This is a genomic window from Arthrobacter sp. UYEF36, from assembly GCF_040547025.1.
GTDB lineage: Bacteria > Actinomycetota > Actinomycetes > Actinomycetales > Micrococcaceae > Arthrobacter.
Map to the genome: position 1 here is coordinate 12973 of NZ_JBEPOX010000013.1, position 12912 is coordinate 25884.

General features: G+C 61.4%; 12 protein-coding genes. 3 read left to right on the forward strand and 9 right to left on the reverse strand.

Annotated elements, in window-relative coordinates; translation table 11 throughout:
* Positions 1-25: 25 nt before the first annotated feature.
* Both ABIB29_RS17200 and ABIB29_RS17205 read right to left on the reverse strand, forming a co-directional pair.
* On the reverse strand, positions 26-427 hold the full coding sequence (locus ABIB29_RS17200; protein WP_354174022.1) for a hypothetical protein: 402 nt from the start codon (positions 425-427) through the stop codon (positions 26-28).
* Positions 424-1194 (reverse strand): ParA family protein, encoded by a 771-nt coding sequence (locus tag ABIB29_RS17205; protein ID WP_354174023.1) that lies wholly within the window; start codon positions 1192-1194, stop codon positions 424-426. Before ABIB29_RS17205 ends, ABIB29_RS17200 begins: the two co-directional genes overlap by 4 nt.
* Before the next feature lie 630 nt (positions 1195-1824).
* Here ABIB29_RS17205 and ABIB29_RS17210 point away from each other — a divergent pair.
* Positions 1825-2163: a recombinase family protein gene (locus ABIB29_RS17210; RefSeq protein WP_502915646.1), complete on the forward strand. Its 339-nt coding sequence runs from the start codon at positions 1825-1827 to the stop codon at positions 2161-2163.
* 301 nt (positions 2164-2464) lie between these two features.
* Here the strand turns inward: ABIB29_RS17210 and ABIB29_RS17215 are convergent, their stop codons facing one another.
* Positions 2465-2776, reverse strand: coding sequence for a histone-like nucleoid-structuring protein Lsr2 (locus ABIB29_RS17215; protein WP_354174024.1), 312 nt, complete (start codon positions 2774-2776; stop codon positions 2465-2467).
* A 222-nt stretch (positions 2777-2998) separates the two neighbouring features.
* On the opposite strand from ABIB29_RS17215, the gene ABIB29_RS17220 reads away from it, so the two are divergent.
* A complete protein-coding gene (locus ABIB29_RS17220; RefSeq protein ID WP_354174025.1) occupies positions 2999-3769 on the forward strand; it encodes a potassium channel family protein in 771 nt (256 codons plus the stop codon).
* A gap of 200 nt (positions 3770-3969) precedes the next feature.
* Entirely contained in the window at positions 3970-4962 is a 993-nt protein-coding gene (locus ABIB29_RS17225) for an Abi family protein (RefSeq protein WP_354174026.1), read from the forward strand.
* A gap of 585 nt (positions 4963-5547) precedes the next feature.
* Here ABIB29_RS17225 and ABIB29_RS17230 read toward each other — a convergent pair.
* From ABIB29_RS17230 to ABIB29_RS17255, 6 genes are all read right to left on the reverse strand, one after another.
* Positions 5548-5853 (reverse strand): putative quinol monooxygenase, encoded by a 306-nt coding sequence (locus ABIB29_RS17230; protein WP_354174027.1) that lies wholly within the window; start codon positions 5851-5853, stop codon positions 5548-5550.
* Between the two features lie 23 nt (positions 5854-5876).
* A complete protein-coding gene (locus ABIB29_RS17235; protein WP_354174028.1) occupies positions 5877-6440 on the reverse strand; it encodes a glycerol-3-phosphate responsive antiterminator in 564 nt (187 codons plus the stop codon).
* A gap of 87 nt (positions 6441-6527) precedes the next feature.
* Positions 6528-8051, reverse strand: coding sequence for an FAD-binding oxidoreductase (locus tag ABIB29_RS17240; protein WP_354174029.1), 1524 nt, complete (start codon positions 8049-8051; stop codon positions 6528-6530).
* Positions 8052-8053: 2 nt separating this feature from the next.
* Positions 8054-9715: a glycerol-3-phosphate dehydrogenase/oxidase gene (locus ABIB29_RS17245; protein WP_354174030.1), complete on the reverse strand. Its 1662-nt coding sequence runs from the start codon at positions 9713-9715 to the stop codon at positions 8054-8056.
* A gap of 93 nt (positions 9716-9808) precedes the next feature.
* Positions 9809-11314, reverse strand: coding sequence for an FGGY family carbohydrate kinase (locus tag ABIB29_RS17250; protein ID WP_354174031.1), 1506 nt, complete (start codon positions 11312-11314; stop codon positions 9809-9811).
* A gap of 17 nt (positions 11315-11331) precedes the next feature.
* Entirely contained in the window at positions 11332-12765 is a 1434-nt protein-coding gene (locus tag ABIB29_RS17255; protein ID WP_354174032.1) for an MFS transporter, read from the reverse strand.
* Positions 12766-12912: the final 147 nt, after the last annotated feature.

The following is a 12912-nucleotide window of genomic DNA, read 5'->3' on the forward strand; positions in this document are numbered from 1 at the left end:
GTACGAAGGCAGGTCGAGTATTCCCTTAGTTCTGGCCCCAGCGAGATTTGATGGCCTGCTCGATCGCTTCACGCACCGATATGCCCTCGTCTTCTGCTGCCGCGTACAGCACGTCAATGACGTCTTGGGATAGGCGAGTGCTCAGTGGAAATGTCACTTCGCGGCGAGCGGTCTTTCGGTTCGGGACCGCCTTGGACACCTTCGCAGGCTTGGCTGCTTGGCGCGCAGGAGCCTGTGCCGGCGGGACGGGTGCGGCAACCGGGATAACTGCCGTCACTCCCCCGTGGGCCGGTGCTGGTTCCTCAGGTTTCGTCGGTGCGGGCGCCACGGCTGCCGGAGAATAGTCGACCGGGTCGACCTTCTCATCAGGGGCCGGTCTCGGCGTCCGGCGCAGAACGGCCGGGCGGTCCTTCAGGTCTTCGATCATCGGATAATCTCCTTCATCAGCTCGTTGTAGGCATCCACGACGGGCTGGCCCTTGCGGTACTCCCCGTACCATTCCTGCGTCATGCGCATCTCCTGGACGATGGTCCGGTGCGGGACCAGCGGGGTCAACAGCATTCCTGTCTCGCGAAGTTCTTCGATGCTGGCCACCGCGATGCGGGACATCACGGTGGAGGCGACGGCTCCGACGACGATGCCGGCCTCGTGCAAGTTATCAGGGGCTCCGATGCGCTTACGGGACATCCGGAACTGTTCGACGCTCTTGCGGGCCCCGGCCACGCCGTCAACTCCGTCGACGGTGGCGCCGGCTGCGTACACGATCGTGTCGGCGGCGTTCAGGGCGGAAAGGGTCAGCGGGCCGCCCTGGCGGTTCGGGCAGTCGATGATGACGACGTCGGCGTCAATCCCGATGAGCGAGGTGCGGAGGCGCAGCTCGGCATGATCGGCGCGGTCTGCTTCACGGTTGGAGACGCTGCGGGCGGAGGGAACGACACGCAGGTTCGGGAACCAGCTGGACTCTACGGCGAGGTCTTGGGCCCACCCTTCCGGATCCGTGTCGCCTAGAATGGCGCCGACGTGGAGGCCATCCTCTTTTGGTTCGACACCGATCCACTTGCTAGCCGCGGCCCGGGGATCGAGGTCGACGAGTACAACTTTGCGCCCTGAGGCGGCGGTGACAGCCGCCAGGGACACCGCGGTTGTCGTCTTCGTGGCACCGCCAGACTCGCTGTAAACCATGATTGTTTGCATGCTTGCAAGCTTTCCGGACACATATGTGCGTTACAAGGAGCCACGCCGACCGCTCCCCTACTGTGATCAAGATGGCATGCAAGCTGTCTTTCATGCATGAAGGAATGCAAGACAGAAGGTATGCAAGGGAGCTGAGCGAAAATCTATCAGTTTCATAGGTTTGTGAGCACACAACCTCCGGCAGTCACCCGCGCCGCGCCCTGGGTTCTTTGGCCCCCGCTGCGAGGACCGAGTTGTAATTGCTTGCATGCATGCAAGCAAGAAGACCAGAATGCAAGCAAGAACGGATGCATGCATGCCAGTATGAAAGGCGGGATGCATGCATGCCTGCGTGTTAGGTAGTGGCCGGCGAAGAAGATGTGCATGAAACGGCATGAAAAACAGCGGTTATCTGTTGAGACCAGCGCCGGCCTTGGACCGGCCCTCCCCTTGGATGTTCCACTAGGGACCGTTCTTGAGTACGATGCGATATTTTCCGCGTTTGTCGGCGGAGGGACGTCAGCTCGAGTCGATGCCTGGGGGAGAGGCTGGGAGTTTTTTGTTCTAGACAGAGACCAGCTGATACCTTTCGGACCTTCCCCGCATCGAAGCGCTGGCGGACCGTCAGGCTAAGGCATCCAACTGGACGGGATCTTCACGGACAAGGACTCGGGTAAGGACACCGGACGTCCCCAGCTCGAGGAGCTGCTGCGCTTCCGGGACGGGGACACCCTGGTGGTGCACAGCATGGGCCGGCTCGCCCGGAACCTCGATGACCTACGTTCCCTAGTGAAGAGGCTGACGACAAAGCGTGTCCGGATCGATGTCGTCAAGGAACAGGTGCTTCTTGTGGGGGACGATTCCCCGCTGGCGAACCTGATGCTCTCGGTCATGGGGGCGTTCGCCGAGTTCGAGCGGTCCCTGGTCGGTGAAGGCCAGCGGGAAGGGATCGCACTGGCCAAAGCGCATGGGGTCTACGGCGGACGCTAGCAAGCACTCTCGCCCGAGAAGGCTGGCGAGCTGCGCTGGCGGGCCAGCGCGGGGGAGTAGAAGGCCGGCCTGGCCCGACAATTCGGCATCAGCCGCGAAACGCTCTACCAATACCTCAGGACAGTCAGACAGACAGCCCTGCCCAGCTGCATTAGCCGCACACAGGTATTAAACAATCCGAGGCCAGAAGTCGAACAACTTCTGGCCTCGGAAGCGTCTCTAAGTCGATGCTCAGATGGGATTCTGTGCTTGGCCCGGGCGCTATCAGCAGGGCTGAACTCCGAGTCTGGGGGTCTACCCCTCAGTGTGCGGCTTGGTACTTTTCCATGATGTCAGCTTGGATACGGCCTCGGGTATTGACTGGCAAGCCTTGTTCGGCCGCCCAAAGCCGGACCTCGCGGGCGTTGGAGGAAGCTGGGCGAGTTGTTCTGGCCCGCCCGCCGGTCTTTCGGGCTGCTTTGGTGTAGCGGCTGAATGTTTCACGCAGTTCGCTTGCGTGAGCATCGTTGAGATCGATTGCGTATTCGACGCCGTCAAGGGCGAACGAAAGTGTCTCACTCGCCGTGGAGCCGTCGAAGTCATCTTCTAGAAGGGTTACTACTCTTTGTGCCATAGGAAAAGTTTAAGGCTTCGTAATCCCGCCGGATGACTATTCGCCGCTATCGAAGGCCAATGGAATGCCAAGGCGTTCAGAATTTTCCACTTTGTCTCCGCCCATCCCAGGCCTGTGTGGAGTCACACGGTGTAAGAAGGCAATAGATCCCTCGATCAGTGCAGCAGGTCAGCACGAGATTGCAACGCCCGTGGTGCCGGCGCCCTGCCTTAGACTGCAGCCATGACGCAAGAAACATGGCGAAGGTGCTCCGAGTGGCCGTTGGTAATCGCGGCTGTGCTGTTCCTCGCCGCCTATTCCGTTCAGGTCATTTCCAACACCGACGCCGCTGTTGTCGAATTCCTGATCTGGACGACGTGGCTAGCGTTCGCTGGGGATTACGTGATCAATCTTTTCCTGGCTCCTAATCGTGGGCGCTGGTTCGTTCGAAATCTCCACGAATTAGCAATTGTCGCGCTACCGGCGCTGCGGCCGTTGCGGTTGCTGCGCCTGGTCAGTCTCCTGCGGGTTGTTCACCGCGTCGGAGGAAATGCCCTGCGCGGCAGGGTGCTGATCTTCGTACTGAGCTCGGCGGCGTTGTTGATCTACGCAGGTGCACTAGCGGTCCTCGACGCCGAAAAAAGTGCTCCCGGTTCGAACCTGACCACCTTTGGGGATGCCGTTTGGTGGGCCATGACCACCATAACGACGGTGGGGTACGGGGACCATTACCCGGTGACGGTGCTCGGCCGGTGTGTTGCCGCCGGGCTCATGGTCGGCGGCGTCGCTGTCCTGGGTGTCGTCACGGCTTCCGTCGCGTCCTGGATGGTGCAGTCGGTCGCGGAAGAAACCGCAGCGGAGATCGACTCCGCAGAAGAGCCGATCCGAGAGGAACTCCGCCGGCTCTCAGCACAAGTTGAACACCTGACGACGCTCCTGCAGGCACGCGCAGCCAATCTTCCGTCTGGTACCCCAAAAGTGCCCGGGGGTGAACCAGCGGCTACCCTGAAATAAATGCTGCGTCCGCGGAATCTCGACCTCTGCCGGAGGTCGTTACGTATGCGCTGTTATCGGCGTTCGGGTTCCCGGGTGGTCAGGCCAGTGCGGCGCTGCTACATCCCCTGACTGCTGTGAAGTTCGTGGTACGGTTTGTTCATCATGATCAGCCCGCTCGCCTCACGGCTCGGGCTGATTTTCTTTTAACCGGGGGATGCGTGGCTGAGTACACAAAGCAATGGCTGTCGGTCGAGAACCAGGTCAAAAAGCTTGCCTTGCGCGGTGTCAGCGTCCCCGAGGACGGGAGCGGTGTTCAACTGCTTTGCGCGGTTGGTTACTACCGGCTTACCGGCTATCTCTACCCATTCCGTGAGTCAGAGCCGTACGTGGACGATGACGGTCGTGCACGGGTTCGGGTCCTGAATCACTATCGGGTCGGCACTTCCATGCGGGACGCCGCGGAACTCATCGACTTCGACCGTCGACTGCGGATGCTCATCCTTGATGGAATCGAGAGGATTGAAGTTTCGCTCCGCATGCAGATCGGATATGTGTTGGGCGGGCGTTCGGCCTTTTCCCATCTCGAACCTGCCACGTTCGTAGGGTCTTTCACGGATACACAAGTGGATCCAGCCACGGGAGGACCGGCGCCGAGCAAACACGAGCAATGGATCGCCCGGATGCGAGAGCGACAGAACGGATCCGACGAAGCATTTGTGACCCATTTTCGCGACAAATACGACAACCGGATGCCGATTTGGGCGCTCACGGAGATCATGGAGCTGGGGCACCTCAGTCGCTTATACGTTGGACTGACGAACTCGATTGCCACGGAGATCGCCACCGCCTACGCGGTACCGTCGAAGCGCGTGATGAGTAGTTGGATCGCGAGCTTGAACTATGTGAGGAACGTGGCTGCCCACCACGCCAGGATCTTCAACCGCAAGCTTGTCACTGCGCCGAAACGGCCCAATAGGGGGCAAGTTCCTCTCTTGGATCATCTAAGAGATGAAGAGTCGTCGAAGCAGGTGTTTGGTCTGTATAACGCCTTGGCCGTGATGGCATACATGCTTCGTGTGATCGAACCCAACGGTGGCTGGACCGAACGCCTAGTCGAGCTCGTCGGCTCGTTCCCTCGAGCGGGGCACTTGACCAAGCATTCCATCGGAGTGCCTGATGACTGGACGAGCCTAGAACTTTGGCAAGCCTAGGCTCTGCCGGTATTGGCCGGGAAGTGCCGGTTCCTCCGTGAAGAACTACGGGTGTTCCCGGATTTGGGTGGCCTCCTTCAACGCAGGCGCGGGGGCAGGCAATACCTCCTCAGTACACGCGCGGACGATGTCGCGGTCAACCACCGCCAGAGAAAGCTTATGCTTCTTCAGATAGCGTTTGCGGATCAGCCCGGCGATCACCCCACCCACCGACGGCGTCAGTCGGCCGCGCCGGTCGACCAGGAATCAGATCTGTGTCCCTGCCAGTGCCGAGGCTGTACCGGTCAGTCAGTACATGAACCTGCCGACGGGCACTGGCTTTCCCGGATCGGGAGCCTACCGAGGACAAAGATCTGTGTTCCACAACTATTCTCCCTGGAACTTCTCAAGAGAAGGGTAGAGAACAACGCTCGACATGCACGGCGGGGGAACGTGTCGCGGTGGGGGAGTGGGCAGATGGCTGACTAGAGAAAACGCGTCTCTGTCGGCATTCTCGGTCCCGTGCACGGTGAGACCGAAAAGTTCGTCAGATACATTCGCAGGGTGGAAACCCCTCCGGAGTCCTGGGGAATACTGTGGAGCCGTTCAAGCGTCGAGGGAGCTCTCGTAGCTCTCAATCTGCCGGCTTTCGAGCCTGGGGACGATCTGCCCGAGGCCGATGGTCTTGAAGTGGTCCTGAGCGCGATGTGCGGCGAAGCCATCTGCGTCACGGTAGCGTTCGAGGATGACGAAGTGCGCCTTGTCTTGGACTCCCTGAAAGTACTCGTAAGAAATGTTGGCCGCCTCCGTCCGGCTGGCCGTGGAAAGTTCGTGGAGCAGTTTTGAAACTGTTTCCACTTCCTCTGGCTTAGCGCGGTAGTGGGCAATTACCTGTAGGTATCTCTTAGTCATGGTCCTCTTTCTGAGTGGACTGGTTAGCTTGGCTGATGGCCGGCTTGGTCCCATAGTTCATTGGCACTGGTGGAGATGCCTTTGGCGCCTGCTCTCAGCGCCGTGGCCACGTCGGACCCGGTACGAATGAAACCGGCGGCGACAAAGGGCGAGAGGCTGCGCTTCTCGCCCTCTGTCAGGTGGGCGATCACGGGCCAGGGCATCACCTGAACCAGATGGGGCTTACTCTGTTCCAGCGCGGCTGCGCTACGGGGAAGATTGGATCGATCCGTCACGAAGACTTTTTGCATGGTCACCATGTTCAGGTTGTTGGCACGCTGGATCATGGCTGTCTTGGTGCTGACAACACCCTGGGTGCCTATTTTTTTCAGGTATTCCACCGCACCCCGGTCCTGGCCTAGCCCGGAGCAGGCATCCATGTTGATGAAGGTGAATTTTCCCGCTCGATCCAACTGCTGAAGCAGTCCCTCCAGCTCATGCAGGGACACGTTGGCCAGGATGCAGAGCTGACAGCCGGAATCTAGGAACCCGGCCACAGATCCCGCGCCGAAGACGGAGGCGATCACCGGATTTCTGGTGAGTTTCATGTCCAGATCATGAGGAAAATCAATCATTTTAGAGAACTCGTGTCGTCGTCAAGGGACAGTGGATGGCGGGGCTGCGGTGGTGGCGAACTACAGTCCCAGCTTGCCCGGGTTAAGCAGATTCTTGGGATCCAGCGCAGTCTTGATTGTGCGGAGTACATCAAATCCGTTACCCAGAGACTCTGCCATGTACGGCGCACGCAGGAGTCCAACGCCGTGGTGGTGGCTGAGGGTGGCTCCGTGCCGGAGGATGACCTCGTTGGCCGCATCCCAGGCAGCCCGGTACCATCGCGCCCTCTCGTCTACAGCCACATCTCCGCGCAACGAGAAGTAAAGGCAGGCGCCGTCCAGGTAAGCATGCGACTGGTGAGCGGAACCAGCCAAGGTACCGGGTACGGCATTAATTGCCGCGACCACCTCGTCATAGATGGCAGGCAACTCTTTCCAGGCTCCGATCATTTCCAATGTGTCCGCCACGAGACCAGGGCTCGGCGTGAACCCCTCGGCGCTCTTGCCTGTCAGGTATCGCGTGTCCAGCCATCGTTCGAAGATGGCATCGCCGTCGAGCTTCACTGCACTTGCCGCGCATACTCCTTCGCTGATGGTTAGCCCTGCCTCCACTACCTCCTTCGGGCCCTCATCAGCGACGAGCAGGACGTTGGTTTTCGGTAGGCCAAACTGCAGGCCGCTTTCCAGCTCGTCATACAGGCGCAGGGCCGCGGGGGTGGCGCCCTGCTGCATGATCTGCCGGCAGGCCTCGAGGCCTTCCGCAAAAGTAGCGAACCCGTAGGCTATGGCGCGGCCGTGGTCCGGTAGTCGGTGCAATTTGAAGCGGACCTTCGTAATGACGCCGAGCGTGCCCTCGGAACCGATGAAGAGCTGGAGAAGGTCGGGGCCGACCGCGGCGCGGGTGCCGTTGCCGACGGTCACGAGGTCGCCGTTGGCCAGAACGACGTCAAGCCCATGGACCATGTCCTCGATCTTGCCGTAGCGGGTCGAGAGCTGACCGGCGCCTCGGCACGCCACCCAGCCGCCCACTGTGCTGATGGCATAGGAGGAGGGCCAGTGCCCAAGTGTCATACCGTAGTCGGCCTGGATCCGCTCCTCGAAGATGTCACCAAAAACGCCAGCTTCCACTTCCACGAGCTGGCTTTCCTCGTCGTATGAGGTGAACTTATCAAGGCCGCAAACGTCCAGCACGATACCCCCGCTGATGGGAAGAGCGGATCCCGTGACGTTGCTGCGCCCGGCTGAGACGGTGACCGGGATGTTCGCCGCGTGGGCGACCCGCATTACCTGTTGCACCTGTTCCGTGCTGGAGATATGCACAATTACCGCGCCGGGCGTGACTGGCCGTCCTCCGGTCTCGGCGATCATGGTCCCGGCCCACCAGTCTCGGGTGCCGTCCCGAACGAGGGTGGGATCGACGACCACTCGGTCCGCCAGGGCCTCCAGCCGTCTGATAGTTTCCGCCGGGACGGTTACGGGGTTGGCGGAGAAGGTCGGCTCGCCGGAGACGGCTCCAAGGCTCCGGGCGAACCGGGGCTGGGTGGGTGCACCGACGGTGTAGTTGCCCCGGTTGTAGCCGCGTTTTACTGCTTCCTTGCTGATCATTTCTACTTTGCTCCCATCAGGATGGCGCGTTCGTGCGCAGTTTGGTTTCGGTATGAGGTCACTTGGGCCTCGATTTCGGTAGCTGACAGGTCAAGTTCTTTCATCAGCAATTCGCCCACACGGGCGGCGGAGGAGGCAGAGGCGTCGCGGGCCATGATGCGGGACCGGGTCCGTCGCGACAGAATGTCATCGACGCTGCGGGCCATCTCGTGCCGGGCGGAATACACGACCTCGGCCTCAAGGTAGGGCAGGCCTTCGACAATTGGGGTGTTTAGGGATGGGTCCTCGGCCAGAATGTCCGTGACGAAGCGTGCTTCCGTGCCGTAGCGCTCTCCCAAGTGAGAAGCCAGGCCGCCAGAGGCGGTGATCGCCTCGGCATCGTACCCGGCTGCTCCCAGCAGGTGAGCGTTCTTGGTCCGGCAGCGGCGGTTTTCGCCCAGGACCTTTTGGGCAGCGTCCACGGTTTGTTCCGCCATGTGGCGCGAGGTTGTGAGTTTGCCGCCGACCACCGTGACGAGACCGTCCGGGTCAGTGCGGATCTCGTGGTTTCGTTTGACCTCGATGGTTTTGCCGCCGGGGGGAGCGACCAGGGGCCTGCAGCCGCCGATGCTGCCCAGGACATCCTCCGGTTCGATGTCGATGTTGAGGGCGGTGCGTGCGCCGTCGAGCAGGAAGTCCATCTCCTCGCGGGTGCAGTTCACATCATCGAGGTCGCCGTCATAGTCCTCGTCTGTGGTGCCGAGGTAGGCGGTATCGCCCCATCGTGTGATGGTGGCGCGACGGTTGCGTCCGGGAACTGGGATGGTGACCGTGCAGTCGTTGCGGATTTTGGTCCAGGGGACGGCGATGTGTACGCCCTTGGCGGGACGGATGGTTGGCGAGTCGGCGCCGCGGCCGGCGCCGGTCCAGTCACGAAGCCACACCCCGGTGGCAACGACGACGACGCCTGCTTCGGCACGGATTTCCCGGCCTCCGACTTCGACGATGACGCCGCTGACCTTATTTCCGTGCCGAGTCACCTCGCTGACCTTGGCGCCGTTGAGAACGGTGGCGCCGTGGAAGGCGGCGGTTCGGGCGAGGGCTAGGGTGAGCCGGGCATCGTCGGCGCGTGCGTCGTAGTACATGAGGCCCGACTCCAGGTGCTCCGCCTTGAAGGTTGGGCAATGGGAGAGGACCTCGTTCTTGGTCAGCTTTTGGTGGAGCACACCTTCGCGCCACCCGCCGGCCAGGTCGTAGGTCCACAGCAGGCTTTCGAATCCGGCCGCCAGACGGCGGTCAAGGATGCCGTCCTGGGAGAGGATCGGAAAGAGGAAGGGCAGACGCTGGACCAGGTGCTGGGCGTTTTTGCGGAGTCGCTGACGCTCCAACAATGAGTGGCGGACGAGGGGCAGGTTGCCTTGTTCGATATAGCGCAGACCTCCGTGGATCATTTTGGAGGACTTGGACGAGGTCCCTGAGGCGAAATCATCTTTCTCCAGCAGGGCAACCCTGTATCCGCGTAGAGCAGCGTCCATTGCGGTGTAGGCGCCGGTGACGCCGCCGCCTACCACGATGATGTCAAAACGTCCGCCGTCAAGGCTGTCTATTTGTTCGGCCCGCTGCATTCTCAGCGGCGTGTCGGAGACCATGCGGGCGCGTTCCGCCCGGGGCTTGCGTGAAGGCATGGAAATCATTATTCGTGTCTCTCTAGGTGCGCCTGAGGATCTGTGCGATCGCTCGGCGGTACGGTCTGTGGCGCGGATTGAGGCTGTGTTCGCCTAGTTCCGCACCATTTCAAGTTCGGCGGAAATGCGGGTTACCCACTCGGCGCGACGACCCAATCTGCGGTCCTCGGAGAGGCGAGGGTAGAAGATTTCGCCTTCGCCCAGCACTGAAACGGCTTCGGGCAGCGACTCCCACAACAGGCCGTCGGCGCCCGCCATGAAGGCGGCCCCGCGCAGGCTTGCCGCCTCTGATCCGGGCAGACGGCGCATCGGGATCTCCGTCAGGTCGGCCTGCATCTGAATGAGCGGGTCACTGCCGGACATTCCCCCGCCGACAACAATCTCACTGACCTCTATCCCTGCGACTTCCGCGTTGGCTTCCGTGCTGCTGGCGACGGATTGAGCGATGCCTTCCAGCACGGCATAGGCCACTTCGGCCCTGGTGCTCGACAGGGATAAACCGGTCAGAGAAGCGCGCGCCTTGGGCTCCACGACGGGCGTCCTGATTCCGGTCAAAGAAGGAACAAACACGATGCCGCCGGAGCCATCCACAGTGCCGGCAAGCTCGCTGACCTTCTTGGCAGAGCTAAACCAGCCCAGCGTTTCACAGACCCAATCGAGCGCAGATCCGGTAGTAGCCGTGAAGGTTTCCACCGCATAAACAGTCCGGTGCTGCCGGCGCCAGCCCGTTAGGGTCAGAGTCCCGGGGTACAGGCCAGGTTTCTGGGGCAGCACGTCCCCGGTGATGAGGTCAACGAAGCTGCCGGTACCGTGAACGCACATTGCCTGGCCAGCGTTGATGCATCCGAGTCCGACGGTGCCGGCGTGCTGGTCGCCCATGGCGGCCAGTATCGGCACCGAGATGCCGAGCTTCGCTGCATCGGTATGGCCCAGCGCGTCAACGTCCTGTCGCAGTTCCGGTAGCAGATCCAGTGGGAAGCCCAGCGCCTGAATCCACGCCGTTTCGTAGGCATGTTCGGCGAGCACGTAGGCACCGGCCGATGTGGCGTTGGTGGCCGTCGCTAAGTAGCTGTGCTCGATGGTCAGGTTCCAGAGGAGCCAGGTTTCGACCGTGCCGAAACCAAGCCGCCCTTCCCTGTGTGCCGCGGCCACCTCCGGGGTCTCCCGGAGGTGGTGCGCGGCCCACAGATACGGTGAGCGCACACCGGTAGGCCGCCCCACCGCTGCGACGAGCCGCTCGTTCCACAGGCTACCCAGCGCGGCGAGCTCCTCGGCATAACGGCTGTCCTGCCACACCATGGCGGGCACCAGCGCGCGGCCGCTGCGCGTATCCCACAGCACCGCCGTCGAACGCTGGGTGGCTATGGCGACCGCCTGGATCTGAACACCCGCCTCCGTGGCGCGGGCGACCACGGCGCGGCAGGCATCCAGGGTCTTCGACAGGATTTCATTCGCGTCCTGTTCCACAACCCCCGCCCGTGGACTGGTCACGGTGAGGTGGCGGTACTCGAGGGAGTGGACGCCACCGTCGGCCGTGACCCAGGCCGCGCGTGTGCCCGTTGTTCCTTCATCTATTGACAGGATGGCCGGAATAGTCATGAGCTCGCTCCCTCGTATTAGGGCGTGGGGACCGCGACGCGGGCGACATCGCTCTTGAATTGCGGGGCGTCCAGCTCCTCGTCCGGGCTCAGGAGAGCCCGGGTCGGATCCCACTTAATCACGGAGCAGACGATGCAGGCGATCAGGGGAACGGCAGAGAGAATCAAGAAGGTCGGGCCTAGGCCCAATCCCTCCTTCAAAAGCGGGAAAACCAGCAGGCCCAAGGCAGCGCCCATGCTCCCAATCGCCCCGATGACGCCGTTAGCGCCAGCCCGCAGCTCACTGCGGAAGGAGAGCGTTGACAGACTCTTGCCGTTGGCCCCGGGGCCTCCGGAATGGAACAGGATGAACAGCGAGGGCACGAGGAAGGCAAGGAATATCGGCATGCTCTGATAGAACAGGCCCATGATTACCAGCATGACAAACACTGCGCCGAACCCAAGGGCGGAGGCCTTGCGGAGGCCAAAGTATTTCCCGATCTTCGGTGAGAGGAAGCCTCCCACGATGCCGAAGAGGTTGAAGACCAAGGCGCCGAGCGTTGCCACGACGAAATCCTGCCCGAACAGCGTCAAACTGATGATTGGCAAGTACCAGCCGACTGCGAAGTATTGGATGGATTGGGCCATCTGGACCGTGCCGGCCAGAATAGTGCGCTGTCGATAGCTGCCCCTGAAGATCAATGCGACATTCGCTATGCCCCGGGTGGCCTGGTTCAGGATGGGGGTACGGTCCTCTTCCGCGGCGGCTGTGAATGGCTGGCCATAGATCTTTGTCATGGATGCAGCGGCGCGTTCCAGAAGACCCTTACGGGCCGCCCACGTGGGGCTTTCCACCAGGTAGCGTAACTGGGCGACAAACATGATCAGGGCGACGACTCCCGCGGAACCGACTGCGTAGCGCCAGATGGAGGCCCCGGTGCCCATGTTGTAGAAGAGGATCGCGAGCAGCAGGTTTGAGCATACTGCCGTGTACCAGATGCCCTGCCAGGTGTTGAGGCGGCTTCTGAACTTAGCCGGAGTGAATTCGGCCAGAAGAGCCATTGCGATGGCGAAGTCGATTCCGTAGGCGGCGCCGACGAAGAATCGGCCCGCCAGCACCATCTCAAAGCTCGGCGCAAACGCGGCCAGACCGGCACCAACGAGCGCTAGAACCTTGGCAAAAATGAGCGGCGGGATGCGGCCCCATCTGTCGGCCATCCAGCCGCCGATCGGATTGAACGCAATCGCCACCCAGGACGCCAGCGAAGTGAGGATAGCCACTTGGGTGGCACTCAACTGAAGGTCCTTGGTCATCGGTCCAAGTCCAGCGCTCAACGCCGAGTTGGAAAAGGCGTCGAGAAACAAGCCTCCAAGAGCCAGCCACCAGATCAATCCGGCGCGGCCGGAGATCTTGGGGCGTTCATCGATATAGGAAACAACGTCATGCACGCCGCGAAGTACAAAATTACTCAATTGGCCGACCTCTCTGTCGGGAAACCCTTACGTCAGAGGCCGTTTTCTGGGTACAAAAAAAGGGCAGATTGGAACCTCCAACAGGAGGTCTCCAATTCTTACCCTGACTCCGGTGACTCTAGTCACATTCGAGGGCAGATGCAATAC

What these genes read in the sequence shown, in the direction of transcription:
- ABIB29_RS17205 (WP_354174023.1), bottom strand. Translation starts at nt 1,194, where the DNA reads ATGCAAACAATCATGGTTTACAGCGAGTCTGGCGGTGCCACGAAGACG.
- ABIB29_RS17240 (WP_354174029.1), bottom strand. Translation starts at nt 8,051, where the DNA reads ATGATCAGCAAGGAAGCAGTAAAACGCGGCTACAACCGGGGCAACTAC.
- ABIB29_RS17245 (WP_354174030.1), bottom strand. Translation starts at nt 9,715, where the DNA reads ATGCCTTCACGCAAGCCCCGGGCGGAACGCGCCCGCATGGTCTCCGAC.
- ABIB29_RS17235 (WP_354174028.1), bottom strand. Translation starts at nt 6,440, where the DNA reads ATGAAACTCACCAGAAATCCGGTGATCGCCTCCGTCTTCGGCGCGGGA.
- ABIB29_RS17200 (WP_354174022.1), bottom strand. Translation starts at nt 427, where the DNA reads ATGATCGAAGACCTGAAGGACCGCCCGGCCGTTCTGCGCCGGACGCCG.
- ABIB29_RS17220 (WP_354174025.1), top strand. Translation starts at nt 2,999, where the DNA reads ATGACGCAAGAAACATGGCGAAGGTGCTCCGAGTGGCCGTTGGTAATC.
- ABIB29_RS17215 (WP_354174024.1), bottom strand. Translation starts at nt 2,776, where the DNA reads ATGGCACAAAGAGTAGTAACCCTTCTAGAAGATGACTTCGACGGCTCC.
- ABIB29_RS17230 (WP_354174027.1), bottom strand. Translation starts at nt 5,853, where the DNA reads ATGACTAAGAGATACCTACAGGTAATTGCCCACTACCGCGCTAAGCCA.
- ABIB29_RS17250 (WP_354174031.1), bottom strand. Translation starts at nt 11,314, where the DNA reads ATGACTATTCCGGCCATCCTGTCAATAGATGAAGGAACAACGGGCACA.